The following is a 17,252-nucleotide window of genomic DNA, read 5'->3' on the forward strand; positions in this document are numbered from 1 at the left end:
TTGGCGTTTCCTTCCGGCATACTGTAACGTCCCTTGGGGGGATAACGTTGTGTCGGGAGGAGATGTGTAATTTTCGATTTTGCATTCTGAATTCCCGATTTTATAACTACTTTTGTCCTGCAATAAATAAACAGAGAGATTATGAGGATAGAAGAAAATTACTCGTTGGAAAAGCATAACACTTTCCATCTGCCGGTCAAGACGCGTTGGTTCATGGAGTATGCGGATGAAGAGGAGTTGGGGCGTATTTTACATGATGAGTATTTCCAGGAGTGTTTGTCGTTACACATAGGAAGTGGGAGTAATCTGTTATTTATAAACGACTTCAACGGGATCATCCTGCACTCGGCCATAAAAGGGATCACTCTGGTGAAGGAAACGGACGATCATGCCTACCTGCGCGTAGGAGCCGCCGAGCAGTGGGACGACGTAGTGGCCTACGCCGTGTCGAAAGGATGGGGAGGTATCGAGAACCTGTCGCTTATACCCGGGGAGGCCGGTGCTGCCGCTATCCAGAACATTGGTGCTTACGGCGTGGAAATCAAAGACGTGATCGAAAATGTGGAGACATACAACCAGTTGACATTCGCAAAGCATACCTTCACAAATGCCGAATGCCAGTACGGTTACCGCAACAGCTATTTCAAAAACGAACATAACGATCCGCACATTGTTACTTATATAACACTGCGGTTGGATAAACACCCCCGCCTCTCCGTCAACTACGGAAACCTGAAGGAGGAACTGGCTCATTATCCGGAGATCACACCGGCAACCATTCGGGAAGCCGTCGTCAAGATCCGTCGGGAGAAACTTCCCGACCCTGAGAAGCTGGGCAATGCCGGCAGTTTCTTCATGAATCCCGTTATTGCTGCCGCACAGTTCGAGAAACTGAAGGCGCAGTATCCGGAAATACCGTCGTACGCTGCCGGCGAAGGCAAGGTGAAAGTACCTGCCGGCTGGCTGATCGAGCAATGCGGGTTTAAAGGTAAGTCGCACGGGTCGGTAGGGGTTTACGAAAAACAGGCGCTTGTCCTGGTCAACCTGGGAGAGGCCAGGGGACACGAGATCGCGCTGGTGGCCGAAAGTATCCGTGCCGCCGTAAAAGATCGTTTCGGCATAGAGATCATGCCGGAGGTTAAATATGTAGGATAATGAAAATTACTTTTTTGGGGACGGGGACTTCAACCGGGGTTCCCGAGATAGGTTGCCAGTGCGAAGTCTGTACGAGTAAAGACCCCCGCGACTGGCGTCTGCGCACTTCGGTGCTGGTGGAGACGGAAGGAAAACGCATTTTGCTGGACTGTGGCCCGGACTTCCGTTGGCAGATGATAACAAGTAGGACGTACCATCTGGACGCCGTTTTAATCTCGCACGAGCATTATGACCATGTAGGGGGGCTGGACGATCTGCGTCCTTTCTGCCGCGAAAAGGGAGTCGATATTTATGCTGAAGACTCCGTGGCCGAAGCCATCGAGACACGTATCCCTTATGTCTTCCGTAAACATAAGTACCCGGGCGTCCCGAACCTGGAGATGCACCGGATCGGCACTGCGCCCTTCGTGGCTGCCGGACTGACGATTGTTCCTATTCGCGTGATGCACGGCAGTCTGCCTATCTTGGGCTACCGGATCGGAAATATGGCCTATCTGACCGATCTGAAATCACTTCCGGAAGAGGAATATGTCAAGTTGGAAGGGTTGGATGTCCTGATTATCGCGGCGTTGCGACGGGGAGAGCATCCCACGCACGAGAGCCTGGAGCAGGCTTTGGCCAACGTCGAGCGTATCCGGCCGAAAGAAGCCTACCTGATCCATATGAGTCACCGGATCGGATTACATGCCGAAATAGAAAAAGAATTACCCCCGCATGTACATTTTGCGTATGACGGATTGGTGATTTGAGGCGACTGTCAGAAAGTACATCCCGTATAAAATACTTTTCCGTCCTCCTCATAGCTCTGGCTGGAGATATGGAGTTGGGGGAAACGCTGTTCGAGTCGTAGCGAGAGCGTGTCGGCGATGGTGCGGTAGAGCGTGTCGGCCGGGGCGAGATAAGGCAGGCTGCTGAAATAACAGATGTTGCCTTCGCTTTCGAACAGGTCGGCACCTAGCCATCTGTCGCTTATCTTCCAAAGGGTAGAGTCGCCCGTCCTGACGTAGAGGTTGAGTTTCTCGGACTGTATCATGAGGTTGAGCGGCGCGTTTTTGTCGAGGGTCTTGCGCAGTTTTACCTGCTCTTTCTGCAAGTAGTTCTTCTGGTTTCTTTGTATGTCGGCCACCTCTTCGAGCAGTTTTTTGCTGTAACTGGCTACCCAGATGCCGTTGTACTGATAATACCCGAAAAAGCGATTGTCGGTATCCGGAAAATAAATGAACGTAATCTCCCCTTTGGTCTGCTTTTGGGGCGCAAATGAGGCGAAGGTGCTGCTCAGTATTTCGCTCTCGATGTGACTTACTGTATTTTTGTCGGCTTTGGCATACATCACCACCCCTTGCGTGTGAAATGAGAGTTGCAGGGCGGAAAGCTCCTTGTTCTTCCTGATGATAGACAGGAATATCTCCGGAATCTCCGATGCGAAGGCTTGATATACAGGCTTCTTGGATAGTATCATACCCGCAAAGACAGCCGGGCGGTTCACGGTCAGGATGGCTTCGGGCGACGGAGCGGTCAGGGTATAGAGATCCGTTTGCGCCACGTTCATACCCTTCTTCATGTCACCGAAAAAGTAATAGACTGCCGACAGTGTAGCGAGAGCAGTTAGAATAAAAATTACTATTTCCCGCCTATGGTCTTTCATGTTTTACGTTTTTGTCGTCAGGAAATGCTTGCACCAGGGCTTGAGGCCGCATTCTTCGCATTTAGGTTTCCGGGCGATGCAGGTGTAACGTCCGTGAAGGATGAGCCAGTGGTGGGCGATCGGGATCATTTTCTCGGGTATATGTTTCACCAGTTTGCGTTCCGTTTCGAGCGGAGTCTTGCTGTTGTTGGTCAGTCCGATGCGGTTGGCTACGCGGAACACATGGGTGTCTACCGCCATGGCCGGCTTGTTGTAGACGACAGAGGCGATCACGTTGGCCGTTTTGCGTCCCACGCCGGGTAGTTTCTGCAACTCGTCGATGTCAGAGGGCACCACGCCTCCGAAGTCGGAGATCAGCATCCGGGCCATTCCGACCAGGTGTTTCGCTTTGTTGTTGGGGTAGGAGACGCTACGGATATATTCGAAGATGACCTCGGGTGTGGAGGCCGCCATCACCTCAGCGGTGGGAAAATCCTTGAACAGAGCCGGGGTTATCATATTGACCCGCTTGTCGGTGCATTGTGCAGACAAGATCACGGCAATAAGCAACTGGTAGGGGTCGTCGTAGTGCAACTCCGTTTCTGCAACCGGCACGTTTTCGTTGAACCAGTTGAGTACACCTTTATATCGTTCCTCTTTACGCATACTTTATTTCAATAAAGATAATGTATTTTTTCCAAGCAGCAAACCCAAAAAGACGGCAAGTAGTCCTAATATGTTGCTAGCCAGTATATTCAGTATTGCAAGTTTATATTCGCCGGTTTTCATCAGCGACATTGTATCGAGTGCGAACGACGAAAATGTGGTAAATCCGCCGAAAAGTCCGGTGAAGAGAAAAGCTCTTGCGTTGAGCGACAGGTTGTGATATTCGGCCAGGCTCCAGCAAAATCCGATAAGGAAGGAACCGATCACGTTAACGGAAAGTATCCCGAAGGGAAAGGAGTGCAGCATCGTTCGTTGTATCCACATGGAAACTCCATAGCGTAGTGCCGATCCGATTGCGCCTCCTGCAATTAAAAATAAAACCTTTATCATATTATCCTCCTTGATGTGTTTCCCCCGGGCTGGTTAAAGGCCCGGGGAAGATGGTAAATGATTTAGGTTTCCAATTTAATTGGCTGATTCAAATTGTTTCAGGAAACGAACATCGTTCTCTGAGAACATTCTTAGGTCTTTTACTTGGTATTTCAGGTTTGTAATACGTTCGATACCCATTCCCAGGGCGTAGCCGGTATATACTTTACTGTCGATACCGCAACTTTCCAAAACATTCGGGTCTACCATACCGCATCCCAGGATTTCCACCCAGCCGGTATGTTTGCAGAATGCGCATCCTTTGCCTCCGCAGAGATTGCAGGAAATATCCATTTCCGCCGACGGTTCAGTGAAGGGGAAGTAGGAGGGACGCAGACGTATTTTTGTTTCCGGGCCGAACATTTCTTTTGCAAAGAAGAGCAGGGCCTGTTTCAGGTCGGCAAACGACACGTTCTTGTCGACATACAGGGCTTCCACCTGGTGGAAGAAGCAGTGTGCGCGGTAAGAGATCGCCTCGTTGCGGTACACACGTCCCGGGCAGATGATGCGGATAGGAGGTTGCTGTGTCTCCATCACGCGGGTCTGTACGGATGAGGTGTGCGTACGCAATAGCACATCCGGATTATGTTGTATGAAGAACGTGTCCTGCATATCGCGTGCAGGATGGTCTTCGGCAAAATTCAATGATGAGAATACATGCCAGTCGTCTTCAATTTCGGGGCCTTCTGCGATGCTGAAGCCCAGACGTCCGAAGATGTCGCATATTTCCTTTTTAACAAGAGAAAGCGGGTGGCGTGTTCCCAGTTCAACCGGATAAGCGGTACGGGTCAGATCGATGTCGTCGTTGCCCGTTTGCACGTTATCGAAACTCTCTTTCAGTTCGTTGATCTTATTCTGAGTCGTTTCTTTCAGTTGGTTGAGGAACTGTCCTACTTCACGTTTCTGATCGGCCGCCACGTTGCGGAAATCATTCATCAGCGCGGAGATTTCTCCTTTTTTGCTGAGGTATTTGATGCGTAAAGCTTCCAGCTCTTCGGCATTTGCTGCCTTCATGTTCTCTACTTCTTGTAGCAGAGCCTTGATTTTATTGATCATTTCTAATCATATTTGTTTTCGTCGTGCAAATTTACTCCTTTCTTTTGGATACTGCAACCGATTGCAGCAGGTTTTTTATTAAAAACGCTGTCTGGGTCTTGTTTCCGGTCAGAAATTGTAGGCCAGGCCCACGCCCAGTATCTCTTTGAACTGCACTTTTGCGCCGTGTTTCGTACCGTTGTCGTCGAAAGTCTTGACGTCGTTGTCGTATTTCAGCGTCGTGTTGAGTGTTGCCGAGAGGAATTTGTTGATCTTCATGCTGATGAGCATATCCCAGTTGACGTCGATGTTGCCGAACTGGTTGCTGTAAGGGGTGAAGAAGTCGGCTGTCGTGATGAGACTGACATTTTCCATCAGGGGCATTTCGGCACGTGCTTTGAGGTAGGCGCCGCATTCGATTTTGAAACGGTCGCCCGGATCGACTCCGAAGGCTCCGATTTCTGACAGGTAATCGTCCTCAACAAACGTCATTTTGGCGGATACGGGCGAGAGGTAGACCGAATAGTTGCTCTTCGGGCGGTATTCCATACCCAGCGAGACGTTGGAGTAGGCCGGTGCGAAGAAGTTGGAGATGTAATGTTCCTTGTCCGGGTAGTTGTAGCCTTTGGCGAACTGGGTGTTGATGTCGCCCATGAGGGTGTAGTACCAGACATTGTTGGTCGAGTAGCCGAGCTGGGTGGAGAGTCCGATCTTGTCGGTGCTCTTGCGCATGCCCTGCGATTTGGTTTTCGTCAACCCGTAGTCGAGGACGAGGTTGGTCACCCAGAGCCAGTTGCCGCTTTTGTGCGTCAGCGAGCCGTTGAGGTAGGCGTTTCCGGCTACGGAGTTTTCACCTCCGGCCGACCAGTTGGTCATGGCTGTTTGCGACAGGTTGAGGCCTGACACGCCTTTTAACACATATTTCCCTTCCTCATAGCCTTTGTCGTCGGTCTGGCTGTACACAGCGGTAGCCAGCGCGGCGAATAATATCATTAAGTATGTACGTTTCATTTTCATTTTCTTTTTGTTGTTTTTATTTGAGGGGCGCCTTATTTATAAAACAGGATGGATTAATTTTTGTTCAGTGGCGAGAAAAGAACTTATTGTATATAATTTACCGTGTTGTTTTTAGGTGCAAAACAGACCATCCGTGAGAAAAAAAAATTTCTTTCGGAAGAAAATAAAAATTCTTTCGGAAGAAATTGAAATTTGTTCCGAATGGGGTTTTAGGGGCATATGGGTTATTGTAATAAAACGAGCAGCAGCGGCATATAGTCTTTCAACTCTACCCGCAGGATTTTGAGCGCCTGTGAGATGCGATAGGCCACGGTCTTGGGTGAAACGCCGGTTCTCTCTGCGATCTCGTTGTAGGTAAGGTTGTCGAAACGGTTCATTTCGAAGGCTTTTCTATAATCATCCGGGAGCTCCCGGATCGCCTTGGCTGCCAAGGCGATCAATTCGTTCTCTATGTAAAAGTCGGGATCTTCGAACTGGTTTTCGAATTTGGCGTAAAGCTTTTCATGTACCCGCTGGCGGATTTGGTTGTGGGAGATGTGATTCAGGCATTTGTTCTTCACCATCATAAAGAGTAAGGATTTGAGGGAGAGTTCGGGAACCAGCGAGGCATGGTTTTCCCAGAGCCACATCATTACCTCCTGTACGATTTCTTCTATTTCCGTTTCGGCTACGTATTGGGATGCGAAGGCACACAGCCCCCGGTAGTATTGCTTGTAGACTGTGTCGAAGGCATTGTCGTTGCCCGCTTTCAATAGATGTAAGGTCAGTTCATTTTCCGTATTCACAGTATTTAGTTTTTTTGTTCTCTACAAACATAATCAATTATTTCTTGATTGAAGAGACAAAGCCCGGAATTTTTTATTTATTCCGGGCTTTGAAATTTAATAAGAGGCTGTTATTTCGCTTTCTTTCCCTGGTTGGCGACAGCTTCCATCAGCTTTTTGATTTCTTCGGGGTCGCCGAGGAAATAATCCTTCACGAGGTTCAGGTCGTCATCAAACTCGAGCACGTAAGGCACGGCGGTGGGAAGGTTCAGGTGAACGATGTCCTCGTCCGGGATATTGCGTACATATTTAATGATACCTCTCAGGCTGTTTCCGTGGGCCGTCACCAGGATCTGGTCGGAAGTCTTCAACGAAGGGAAGATCACCTCTTTCCAGTAGGGGAGGATGCGGTCGACGGTATCTTTCAGCGATTCCGTACGCGGCAGCTCTTTGTCGGGCACATCCTTGTAACGGATATCGAAACGTGGGTTACGCGGGTCGTCCTCTTTCAGGGCATGTGGGGCCACATCGTAGCTTCTGCGCCAGATCAATACCTGTTCGTCGCCATATCTCTCGGCCGTCTCGCTTTTGTTGAGGCCCTGCAATGCGCCGTAATGCTTCTCGTTCAGACGCCAGCTTTTCTCCACCGGTATCCAGTCCTGGTCCATCCGGTCGAGTACATTATTTAATGTCTTGACAGCACGCTTTAAATAAGATGTATAGGCTTTGTCGAAAACGAAGCCCTCTTTCCGTAATAAATCACCGGCTTTGCAGGCTTCCTCTATTCCTTTTTCAGTCAGATCTACGTCGGTCCATCCCGTAAAACGGTTCTCCTTGTTCCAGGCGCTTTCGCCGTGGCGGAGCAAAACAATCTTTTTCATATTCTTTTTTATTAATGGTAACTCTCTGTGTATCTACATAACAAGTCGGATATCGGAAAAGATTTTGAATTTTTTCTTAAAAAAGTTACATTTCTGTTTAGTACATTCTTTGTGTGAATTGTATTAATAATAGAAGCAGAAGAATATGGAAACAATTAATGAAGACATATTATTACAGTACATAGACGGAACTCTACCGGCTAGCGGCGTGACGGCTGTCGAAGAGTGGCAGGCTGCTTCTCCTGAGAATGCCAGGCTCCTGGAACAACTTTATTTCACCCACGAAGTGGTAAAACGCGTGCGGGTGATGCAGTCGGTCGACCCCGACCAGGCCTTGCTGCGTTTCAAATCTCAGGTTCAGGTACTAAATAAGAAGGCGCGTCTGCATCGGGTTATTTCAATTTTGCAGCGGACGGCAGCCATTCTATTTTTCCCGATATTAGTTTTATCTGCATACCTATGGGTGCAGGGAGGTAAAGAAGAGGTGCGCATGGTTGAAGTGCGCACCAACCCGGGAGTCGTCTCCGCTTTCGACTTGCCGGACGGTTCGCAAGTATGGTTGAATGCGGCCAGTTCGTTGAAGTACCCGTCTGAGTTCGTGGCTGGCAACCGCCGGGTCGTTCTCGAAGGACAAGGTTATTTCAAAGTGACGCACGACGCAAAGAAACCGTTTATCGTACAGGCCGGTTCCGAATATGCGGTGGAAGTGCTCGGAACAACTTTCAATGTCGCAGCCTACGCCGATGAAGATGAAATCGAAACGACTCTGGTCGAAGGGTCGGTCAAAGTATCGGTACATTCGCCTGGCGGACAGGATGTTTCCCGTAAGATAAAACCGAACGAAAAGGCAACCTTTACGAAAACTACCGGCCAGTTAGACGTCGCAACGGTGAATATCGACCACGAAACGGCCTGGAAAGACGGAACAATCGTCTTCCGCAATCATCCGATGGATGAGGTGCTGAAAGTGTTGAGCAGGCATTACCACGTGAGATTCCTGGTCAAAGACTCGACGGCTCTCCATTCGATCATTACGGCGAGGTTTAAAGATGAACAACTACCCCAGGTGATGGAATACCTCCAACTTGCCTCCGGCATAAAATATAAGATACGGAAAACACCCGTTACTTCCAGTCAAACGCCTGAAATACCGATAATTGAAATAACAAAATAGATAACTAGTATTAATTCTAAAACGATATGATTGCCTATGAAACAGACTTAGGAATAAGACCTTCATGTGCTGTCTCCAAACGAACAGCTTTAATTTTCTATTGTTTAATTTATTAAAAATCACAAAGTTATGATACACACATTATGCATGCTTTGTAACCCTAAATAAAAATGATATGAGATACTCTTTATTCAAGAACTACTCAGAATTAAGAAAATTACTGGGTATTATCGTGGCACTGGTTGCATGTTGTAACCTGAGTGCTCAACAGATTTCCGGTGTAGTGACGGACACGAATGATGGATTCGGACTTCCCGGCGTAAGTGTTTTGGTACCCGGTACCACAGTTGGTACAATCACCGATGTAGATGGTAACTATACGCTTGATGTAGAAGGTGGAAAAGAACTGCAATTCAGTTATATAGGATACGCAACCGTTACGGTGGCGATTAACGGAAAGACTAAAATCGATGTACAATTAAGCGAAGACACACAAAATATTGAGGAGGTAGTGGTTACCGCTTTGGGTATCAAGCGCGAAAAGAAAGCGTTGGGATATTCGATGCAGGAGCTGAAAGGGGAATCACTCACCCAGACGCGCGATGCCAACGTAGCCAACGCATTGGCCGGTAAAGTGGCTGGTTTGCAGATCAAACAGAATGGTACCGGTGTAGGTGGTTCTACCCGTATCGTGATCCGTGGTAACAACTCTATCGCGGGCAACAACCAGCCGTTGGTTGTAGTCGACGGTGTGCCTATCGACAACTTCAGCGGTGGTACCGACGATTTCTACGGTAACGGTAATGTGGATAAAGGTTCCGGTATGTCGGATATCTCGCCCGACGATATCGAGAGCATGTCTGTCCTGAAAGGTCCGGCCGCAGCCGCTTTGTATGGTAGCCGTGCCGGTAACGGAGTTGTGATGATCACAACCAAGAAAGGAACACAGTCGAAAGGTGTAGGCGTAAACTACAATTTGAACTTTACGGCTGAAGACCCGATGCAAACTCCGACTTTCCAGAATGTATACGGACAAGGCGCTGCCGGTGCATATAATAATAATGTATACGGAAGCTGGGGTCCGAAGATGGACGGATCGACAAAAGATATGGCTTTAGGTTCGTTCGGTTATGCCGCTCGCGACAACAATTTGTATAAAGACTTCCTGCGTACCGGTACTTCCTGGACGAACAGTGTCGATATCAGCAAGAGCTCTGAAGATATAACTTTCCGTGCAGGTGTGACCCGTCTCGACAACAAAGGTGTAGTTCCTAACAGCGGCCTCGACCGTACCTCTATCAATTTGCGTTCAACGGTTAAATTGGCCAAATGGTTATCTGCCGACATGAAAGTAAACTATATCAACCAGCATACCAACAACCGTATCAAGCTGGCTACCGACCCCGACAACATCTTCCTGAATTATTTGAGCATGCCGAGAAGCGTTGCTTTCTCCGATTACTCAGGATATGAGGCCAACAACTGGAAACGTGCCGATGGTTCTGCCGCAGGTTTCGTTGTCAATCACAATACAAATGCAGAGAGCCCCTTCTGGTCGGCCTACCGCATGACTAACAGTGATAAGAAAGACCGTCTGATCGGTTTCGCCGCTTTGGACTTTACGTTTACCGACTGGCTGAGCTTGAAGTTGCGTTCCGGTATGGATAACTACACCGTTCAGTATGAATGGGTTCGTGGAACAGGTACACCTTACTGGGAAATGAATGGTAGCATGCAGGCCAAATCTGAAAAATTTAACGAAATCAACTCCGACTTCCTGTTGACAGCTAAAGGTAACTGGGATCGTTTCGGTATCGTGGGTACAGTAGGTGGTAACATTATGTATCGCTCTACCGCTCTTTATACCGAGAACTCCGGCGAGTTCATCATCCCTGATTTCCACGCTATCGCAAACGGTAAGACACATGGCGGCGAGTATGAAAAGACACGCAAGCAGATCAATTCTATCTACGCAACGGCTTCTATGTCATGGGACGATTACCTGTATCTGGACTTGACAGCCCGTAATGACTGGTCGTCTACCTTGCCTAAGGACAATGCTTCCTACTTCTATCCGTCAGTGGGTGCAAGCTGGATCTTTACGCAGATGATCAATAAGATGGGTGGTAGCACCGGTTTCCTTTCTTTCGGTAAGCTTCGTGCATCCTGGGCACAGGTTGGTAACGATACCGATCCGTATATGTTGCGTGACTATTTTAAGATTGGTTATGATATCAAGGGCGGTATCTTCAGTGCCAATAACGAGGATTGGATGGCTAATCCGAACCTGAAGAACGAAACGATCAACTCCTGGGAATTAGGTCTTGAACTGAAAGGTTTCAACAATCGCGTAGGTATCGACCTGGCTTACTACAAGAAAAACTCAAAAGACCAAATCCTGAAGATCGATGTCCCTTCTGCAACCGGCTTCAAGAAGAAGATGATCAACGCAGGTAATATCGAGAATAAAGGTATTGAAATTGCACTTAACGCCACTCCGGTGATGACTGAATCTGGTTTTGTTTGGGATACTCAACTGAACTGGTCGAAGAATAAGAACAAAGTGGTTTCGCTGACCAATGATACCCAAGAACAGATCCTGAGCGATCCTTCCGTTACATTCCTGAAAATTGTGGCTCACGAAGGTGGAGCTTTCGGTGACATTTACGGATATGCTTACGAGCGCGATGACAATGGTCGTATTTTGGTTGGTGACGAAGGTGTGCCTTTGCGTACGGAGGATATGGTTCTATTGGGTAACAACCAGCCGGACTGGATGTTAGGTTGGAACAACTCTTTCTCTTATAAGAACTTCTCTTTGAACTTTATGATTGATATGCGTAAAGGCGGCGATGTATACATGGGATCTATTGCCCGTGGCGCAGCCAATGGTTCGCTGGAAATGACACTCGGCGGACGCGAAGATGGTCTGGTTACTCCGGGTTATCTGTCCGATGGTACTCCGAATTCACAGAAGGTGTCCGCTGAAAAGTACTGGACAAGTCTTTCCGGTATCACTGAAGCCTGGATGTATGATGCAACTAACATCCGTTTACGCGAATTGAGCCTGGGATACAGCCTGCCGAAGTCAATGCTTTCAAAGACTCCTTTCACTGGATTAAAACTGAGCTTCGTTGCCCGCAACCTGTTTATGATCTACAGTAAGACCAAAGGGTTCGATCCTGAAGCTGCTTACACTTCTGGTAATGCACAAGGTATTGAATACGGTTCTATGCCAACTATGCGTAGCTTAGGTTTCAACCTGAATGTAGCCTTCTAAAAATCTACTAATTTAAAAAAGAATTGTTATGAAAAATGTTAAGATATTAGCTGCTTGTTCACTTCTTTTGCTGGGTGTTTCCAGCTGTGACCTGACGGGGTTGAATGAAAATCCCAACAAGCCGTCCAACGATGTCGATTATAATATGAACGAGCCTCGCCTGCTCGGTACCGTACGTGGCGGTAAAATTATTGATGGTGATGTAGAACAGCGTTTGAAAGCCTTGCAGGTTGACTTGTACTCGCAGATGGCGGTCGACGGGGGCGGTTGGTCGACAGCCAACTACGTTCAGAACGATGGATGGAACCTTTTGATCTGGGAACAATACCTTAAACAGCTCGCTTCCCTGAATATTGTGATCCGCGACCTCTCGGCCCGTGAGGATGCTGAAGACTATGCAAATACGATTGCCTTCGCACGTATCTGGCGTGTGTATGTACACTCTATGGCTTCCGACCTGTTCGGTCCGATGCCTTTCCCCAAACCAAGCGATGATCCGGAGGCCAACCCTCCGTACCGTGAGATGGAAGATATCTACACCGAATATTTCTCCGAACTCGACGAAGCTCCGAAGATGTTTACCTCCGGCGCGAAGAGTATCTTCACGGACAAGAGCAACGATATCGTATACCAGTGTGATAACGACGCCTGGAAGCGCTTCGCTAATTCACTTCGCCTGCGTTTGGCTCTCCGGGTTTCCGAAGTAGCTCCCGATGTTTGTAAGACACAAGCCCAGGCAGCGATAAATGCTGACGGCGGCTTGATCAGCAACTCGAAACAGAATGCTTACATGCCTCCGAAGGCTGACGGCTCATGGGGACAGGATTACAACTACGTCATGTTCCAGATCTCCTGGGGTGGCCCGTTGAATATGTCGAAATCGTTTGAGAAACTGGTAACGAACATTGGTGGTGTAGCATGGCCGGAAGGTGTACAAAATACGACTCCTACGCTGACAGGCGAAGCTCCGATACCTGTATCCTCCGTGCATCCTGCAAAGGTTGACCCGCGTGGTCCGAAGATCTTCCAGCCTTCTATCACAGGCGGTAACTGGCAAGGTCTGCCGTACGGTGCTCGTTCGGAAGAACAGAACAAGGGCGACTATGTGGTAAAGAACTATGCCGAACTGGGTTATCTGGTGAAAGACGGTGGCAAGTACAACTCACGCCCGTACGACGTCTTCTTATATGAAGAAGTATGCTTCCTGAAAGCTGAATTGTTTGCCCGCGGTATCTTGGCAGGTGATGCCAAGCACGAATACGAAGAAGGCGTACGCTCTTCTTTCGAAAAGTGGGGTGTAGGCAGTCAAGCCGACGAATACCTGGCATCGACAGAAAAGAACCTGGCCGGTACAAGTGCCAAGTATGACGACCAGGCCGGAGCTGGTAACACAGCTCTTGAAAAGATCATCACCCAGAAGTACATTGCCGGTACTCCCGACTTGTCTTGGGAAGGATGGAGCGACAAACGCCGCCTCAACCTGCCTCGCCTGGATGTTGCTATCTACAGGGATGAAACCGTTTTCGGAGGTTATTCGAAAGATATCAAAGATCCGAAGAATTTCATCAAACGTATCAAGTATCCGGTTAAGGAAAGCTTGGTAAACAAAGATGAATACAACAGAGGTGTTCAGATGTTGGGTGGCAAGGACAACGTGGCAGCCAACCTATGGTGGGATAAAAACGCAAACTACTGTACGTCTGTTGAATAGACCCGAAGAAATATGATTTAATATCATTTCAACATAATTGATGTGTCACTCGCTTGAAGTGCTCTTTCTGTGAAGATGGGGCCTTCGGGCGAGTTTTTTAGTTGGGAAAGTTGTATTTCTTCAATAATTGTGTACATTTACCCGAAATAAGTCTGATTAGAGAGCATGATAAATAACGTTTCTATGAAAATTTACATCGTTCTGCTAGGTTTGCTTCTGTGTGCCGGGCTGCAAGCGCAGGTTGTCCGCGACGATTCGTTTGTGCTTAAGACGGATGTCTACGGGAAAACGCTGGCCGAAGTATTGGACGCAATCGAACAACAGACCGCTTATTCCTTTATATATGACGCCCGGGTGATCGACCTGTCGGCCCCCGTCCGCGAGCGTCTGCAAGGCCGTTCGCTGCTCGACCTGCTCGACCTTCTGTTTAAGGATACCGATATTGCCTTCACGGTCGTTAATAAACAAATCATTTTGAATCACAGGGAATACGTCATCCGTATGCAGGAAAACCAGAACAGGCAGGTGGCAGGTACCGTGACCGACAAGGCTGGCGAGCCGATAATCGGCGCGAATATCCTCATCAAAGGCACCAGCCGCGGCACTGTGACCGACCTTGATGGCAATTTCATGCTCGACTTGCCGCCCAAGGCAACCCTGCAAGTGTCGTATATCGGTTACCTTCCCCAGAAAATCAATTATAACGGTGAACGTGTCCTGCATATCCAGCTGGCGGAGGACTCCCAACAGTTGGGCGAAGTGATCGTGACTGCTCTCGGACTTCACAAGCAGGAAGCCTCCCTGCCGTACGCCACCCAGTTTGTGGCAGGCGACGAGTTGATACGCGCGAAGGAGTTCAACTTTATCCAGACGCTGGCCGGGAAAACCGCCGGTGTACAGATCAACCGCACCTCTTTCGGCCTCGGAAGTTCGGCAAGGGTTATCATCCGCGGTTACCGTTCTGTATCGGGAAACAACCAGCCGTTGTATGTGATCGACGGTATTCCGATGCTGAACAGCAGCAACGAACAGGCCATTTCGGCCATCGGGGGCACTGCTGATTCCGGCAACCGCGATGGCGGCGACGGTATTTCAAACCTCAATCCCGACGATATCGAGAGTATGAGCATTCTCAAAGGTGCATCCGCCGCTGCTTTATACGGTTCGCAAGCTGCCAACGGGGTGATCCTGATTACCACAAAGAAGGGACATGCCGACGTGCAGCGCGTCACCTTCTCGTCCAGTTTGACGGTCGACCGTGCCGTCAGCCTCCCTAAGTTCCAGAACGACTACGGCATGGATCGCGAAACAAATACCAGCTGGGGAGAACGTTCCGAACTGGAAGACTATGACAACGTTGGCGGCTTCTTCCGTAACGGCCTGACGGCTATCAACTCCCTCTCGCTCACTACCGGTAACGAGAAGATGCAGACCTACTTCTCTTATGCCAACACCACCGCCCGGGGGATTGTAGAACACAACAAACTGCAAAAGCATAACCTGAATTTCCGCGAGTCCGCCGGCTTCTTCGATGACTACCTCAAGCTGGATGCCAACGTCAACCTGATGACACAGGGCATCAAAGACCGTCCCGCCTCGGGTGGCTATTACATGAATCCCCTGGTCGGCCTCTACCGTTTCCCGCGTGGCGAGGACATCAGCGTGTATCGCGACCAGTTCGAAACCTTCAACGAAAAGCGCAACCTGATGGAGCAGAACTGGTACACAACGGGCGAGCTCGACATGGAACAGAACCCCTATTGGCTGACCAACCGTGTCGTGAATGACGACAAACGTACCCGCGTCATCGCCTCCCTGACCGCCACCCTTAAGGTGACCGACTGGCTGAACCTGCAGGCACGCGGCACAGCCGATTACGCACACGACACCTTCCAGGAGAAAATGTATGCCTCCACCTCGCCTGCACTGGCGGGGGCTAACGGCCGTTACATCGACTTCAATTATACGGAAACCCTCTATTATGGCGACGCGATGGCGATGGCAAACAAGAAATGGGACGACATCACCTTTACCGCCGCGCTGGGGGGAAGCATCAACAGCCGGACGGTCAATTCGCTGAGACTCGACTCGAAAACCGCCTCGCTGTACTACCCGAACCTCTTCACAGTGGCCAATATCATCATGTCTACCGCCGCCTATATCAACCAGAAGATCAACGAACGACGCGTCATCCAGTCGCTCTTTGCCACCGCGCAGGCAGGCTGGAAGGAAAGTTTCTACGTCGACTTGTCGGCACGCAACGACTGGTCGTCGACGTTGGCCTACACCCGTTACAAAAGTTTTTTCTATCCCTCGATCGGTTTGTCGTGGATCTTGAACAATTCCCTGGAAATGCCTAAGTGGGTCAGTTTCGGCAAGTTGAGAAGCTCGTGGAGTAAAGTCGGCAACGACCTGCCTCTCTTCCTCAGCAACCCTATCCCCGGAAGCAACGACCTGATTATAGCCGGTGGAGCGATCCAAACCAACTCCGGCGCGCCTTTCGACGAGCTGAAACCCGAAATGAGCACCTCGTGGGAGGTAGGTACCGAATGGAAACTCTTCGATTACCGCCTCGATTTCGATTTTACCTTCTACAAGACAAATACGAAGAACCAGCTCTTCACGCTCCCTTCGTCCGCCGGGGCTACCTATAAGTACTACTATGTGAACGCGGGGAACATCCGCAACCAGGGAATAGAAGCCTGCGTCGGTGTCATCCCCCTGCTGACGAACGATTTCAGGTGGAAGACTTTACTCAACTTCTCCACCAACAAAAATAAAGTCATCGCGCTGCATCCCGACCTCAAGACCTTCATTTATGGCGACGAGGGCTTTTCTTCTTCCTACTCCATGCGGCTGGTCGAAGGCGGAGCGATGGGCGACATCTACGGCAAGGCCTTCAAGCGTGACGAAAACGGCCGGATCGTCTACACCAAAGACGAGGATGGCGACCAGATCCCGGTCGTGATCGGCTCCGGCAATACCGAGAAGGTAGGTAACAGCAACCCTAACTTTATGCTCGGGTGGGGCAACGCCTTTACCTACAAGGGTTTCAGCCTCTATTTTCTGATCGACGGCCGTTTTGGGGGTGATGTGCTCTCGCAAACGCAGGCCGATATGGACCAAAAAGGGGTCAGCCTTGCATCGGGCGAAGCACGCAACACGGGCTACGTCGACCTCGAAGGCACGTACCTCGACCCTTCCAAGTTCTATACCATCGTGAGCGGACGCAACGGTTGCACCGAATATTATATGTATGACGCGACGAATATCCGTCTCCGCGAATTTTCACTCGGCTATGCGCTCCCGAAGCGGCTGTTGGAAAAGACGAAACTCTTGCAGGAGATGCAACTTTCGCTTGTGGGGCGCAACCTCTTTTTCTTCCATAAATCGGCACCCTTCGACCCCGATGCCGTGCTCTCGACCAAGAATGACAACCAGGGCATCGATGTATTCGGTATGCCGACCACTCGAAGCCTGGGATTTAACGTGAAACTTTCTTTCTAATCACCACAG

Annotated in this window: 13 protein-coding genes; 6 read left to right on the forward strand and 7 right to left on the reverse strand. The window is 49.4% G+C overall.

Annotation, left to right across the window (positions count from 1 at the left end; all coding sequences use genetic code 11):
- Positions 1-141: 141 nt before the first annotated feature.
- On the forward strand, positions 142-1,155 hold the full coding sequence (gene murB / locus M1P97_RS01825) for a UDP-N-acetylmuramate dehydrogenase (protein ID WP_249388226.1): 1,014 nt from the start codon (positions 142-144) through the stop codon (positions 1,153-1,155).
- Complete coding sequence (locus tag M1P97_RS01830) at positions 1,155-1,904, forward strand: MBL fold metallo-hydrolase (RefSeq protein ID WP_195374918.1); 750 nt, start codon at positions 1,155-1,157, stop codon at positions 1,902-1,904. Before murB ends, M1P97_RS01830 begins: the two co-directional genes overlap by 1 nt.
- 8 nt (positions 1,905-1,912) lie before the next feature.
- On the opposite strand, the gene M1P97_RS01835 is transcribed toward M1P97_RS01830, so the two are convergent.
- The 7 genes from M1P97_RS01835 to gpmA all read right to left on the reverse strand — a co-directional run bounded on the left by M1P97_RS01835 (position 1,913) and on the right by gpmA (position 7,571).
- Positions 1,913-2,800 (reverse strand): hypothetical protein, encoded by an 888-nt coding sequence (locus M1P97_RS01835; protein WP_249388227.1) that lies wholly within the window; start codon positions 2,798-2,800, stop codon positions 1,913-1,915.
- A 3-nt stretch (positions 2,801-2,803) separates the two neighbouring features.
- On the reverse strand, positions 2,804-3,445 hold the full coding sequence (gene nth, locus M1P97_RS01840; protein ID WP_249388228.1) for an endonuclease III: 642 nt from the start codon (positions 3,443-3,445) through the stop codon (positions 2,804-2,806).
- Between the two features lie 3 nt (positions 3,446-3,448).
- Positions 3,449-3,835 carry a fluoride efflux transporter CrcB gene (gene crcB, locus M1P97_RS01845; RefSeq protein ID WP_249388229.1) on the reverse strand — a complete coding sequence of 129 codons (387 nt, stop codon included), beginning with the start codon at positions 3,833-3,835 and terminating at the stop codon, positions 3,449-3,451.
- Between the two features lie 75 nt (positions 3,836-3,910).
- Positions 3,911-4,930, reverse strand: coding sequence for a phenylalanine--tRNA ligase subunit alpha (gene pheS / locus M1P97_RS01850; RefSeq protein WP_195374922.1), 1,020 nt, complete (start codon positions 4,928-4,930; stop codon positions 3,911-3,913).
- 108 nt (positions 4,931-5,038) lie between these two features.
- Positions 5,039-5,920: a DUF3078 domain-containing protein gene (locus M1P97_RS01855; RefSeq protein WP_195374923.1), complete on the reverse strand. Its 882-nt coding sequence runs from the start codon at positions 5,918-5,920 to the stop codon at positions 5,039-5,041.
- A gap of 230 nt (positions 5,921-6,150) precedes the next feature.
- Positions 6,151-6,711, reverse strand: a complete 561-nt coding sequence (locus M1P97_RS01860; protein ID WP_195374924.1) for an RNA polymerase sigma-70 factor — start codon at positions 6,709-6,711, stop codon at positions 6,151-6,153.
- Between the two features lie 110 nt (positions 6,712-6,821).
- On the reverse strand, positions 6,822-7,571 hold the full coding sequence (gene gpmA, locus M1P97_RS01865; protein WP_195374925.1) for a 2,3-diphosphoglycerate-dependent phosphoglycerate mutase: 750 nt from the start codon (positions 7,569-7,571) through the stop codon (positions 6,822-6,824).
- Positions 7,572-7,716: 145 nt separating this feature from the next.
- Here gpmA and M1P97_RS01870 point away from each other — a divergent pair, with 145 nt between their 5' ends.
- The 4 genes from M1P97_RS01870 (at position 7,717) to M1P97_RS01885 (ending at position 17,243) form a co-directional block, all read left to right on the forward strand.
- Positions 7,717-8,745, forward strand: a complete 1,029-nt coding sequence (locus M1P97_RS01870) for a FecR family protein (RefSeq protein ID WP_249388230.1) — start codon at positions 7,717-7,719, stop codon at positions 8,743-8,745.
- A 175-nt stretch (positions 8,746-8,920) separates the two neighbouring features.
- The gene (locus M1P97_RS01875) at positions 8,921-12,025 is read left to right on the forward strand and encodes a SusC/RagA family TonB-linked outer membrane protein (protein ID WP_249388231.1); all 3,105 of its coding nucleotides are present in this window, start codon (positions 8,921-8,923) and stop codon (positions 12,023-12,025) included.
- 28 nt (positions 12,026-12,053) lie between these two features.
- Positions 12,054-13,736, forward strand: a complete 1,683-nt coding sequence (locus tag M1P97_RS01880) for a SusD/RagB family nutrient-binding outer membrane lipoprotein (protein WP_249388232.1) — start codon at positions 12,054-12,056, stop codon at positions 13,734-13,736.
- A gap of 183 nt (positions 13,737-13,919) precedes the next feature.
- Complete coding sequence (locus tag M1P97_RS01885) at positions 13,920-17,243, forward strand: SusC/RagA family TonB-linked outer membrane protein (RefSeq protein ID WP_249388233.1); 3,324 nt, start codon at positions 13,920-13,922, stop codon at positions 17,241-17,243.
- Positions 17,244-17,252 lie beyond the last annotated feature (9 nt).

It is taken from the genome of Parabacteroides leei (genome assembly GCF_023369805.1).
In the GTDB taxonomy this organism is placed as follows: domain Bacteria; phylum Bacteroidota; class Bacteroidia; order Bacteroidales; family Tannerellaceae; genus Parabacteroides; species Parabacteroides leei.

What these genes read in the sequence shown, in the direction of transcription:
- murB (WP_249388226.1), top strand. Translation starts at nt 142, where the DNA reads ATGAGGATAGAAGAAAATTACTCGTTGGAAAAGCATAACACTTTCCAT.
- M1P97_RS01830 (WP_195374918.1), top strand. Translation starts at nt 1,155, where the DNA reads ATGAAAATTACTTTTTTGGGGACGGGGACTTCAACCGGGGTTCCCGAG.
- M1P97_RS01835 (WP_249388227.1), bottom strand. Translation starts at nt 2,800, where the DNA reads ATGAAAGACCATAGGCGGGAAATAGTAATTTTTATTCTAACTGCTCTC.
- nth (WP_249388228.1), bottom strand. Translation starts at nt 3,445, where the DNA reads ATGCGTAAAGAGGAACGATATAAAGGTGTACTCAACTGGTTCAACGAA.
- crcB (WP_249388229.1), bottom strand. Translation starts at nt 3,835, where the DNA reads ATGATAAAGGTTTTATTTTTAATTGCAGGAGGCGCAATCGGATCGGCA.
- pheS (WP_195374922.1), bottom strand. Translation starts at nt 4,930, where the DNA reads ATGATCAATAAAATCAAGGCTCTGCTACAAGAAGTAGAGAACATGAAG.
- M1P97_RS01855 (WP_195374923.1), bottom strand. Translation starts at nt 5,920, where the DNA reads ATGAAACGTACATACTTAATGATATTATTCGCCGCGCTGGCTACCGCT.
- gpmA (WP_195374925.1), bottom strand. Translation starts at nt 7,571, where the DNA reads ATGAAAAAGATTGTTTTGCTCCGCCACGGCGAAAGCGCCTGGAACAAG.
- M1P97_RS01870 (WP_249388230.1), top strand. Translation starts at nt 7,717, where the DNA reads ATGGAAACAATTAATGAAGACATATTATTACAGTACATAGACGGAACT.
- M1P97_RS01875 (WP_249388231.1), top strand. Translation starts at nt 8,921, where the DNA reads ATGAGATACTCTTTATTCAAGAACTACTCAGAATTAAGAAAATTACTG.
- M1P97_RS01880 (WP_249388232.1), top strand. Translation starts at nt 12,054, where the DNA reads ATGAAAAATGTTAAGATATTAGCTGCTTGTTCACTTCTTTTGCTGGGT.
- M1P97_RS01885 (WP_249388233.1), top strand. Translation starts at nt 13,920, where the DNA reads ATGAAAATTTACATCGTTCTGCTAGGTTTGCTTCTGTGTGCCGGGCTG.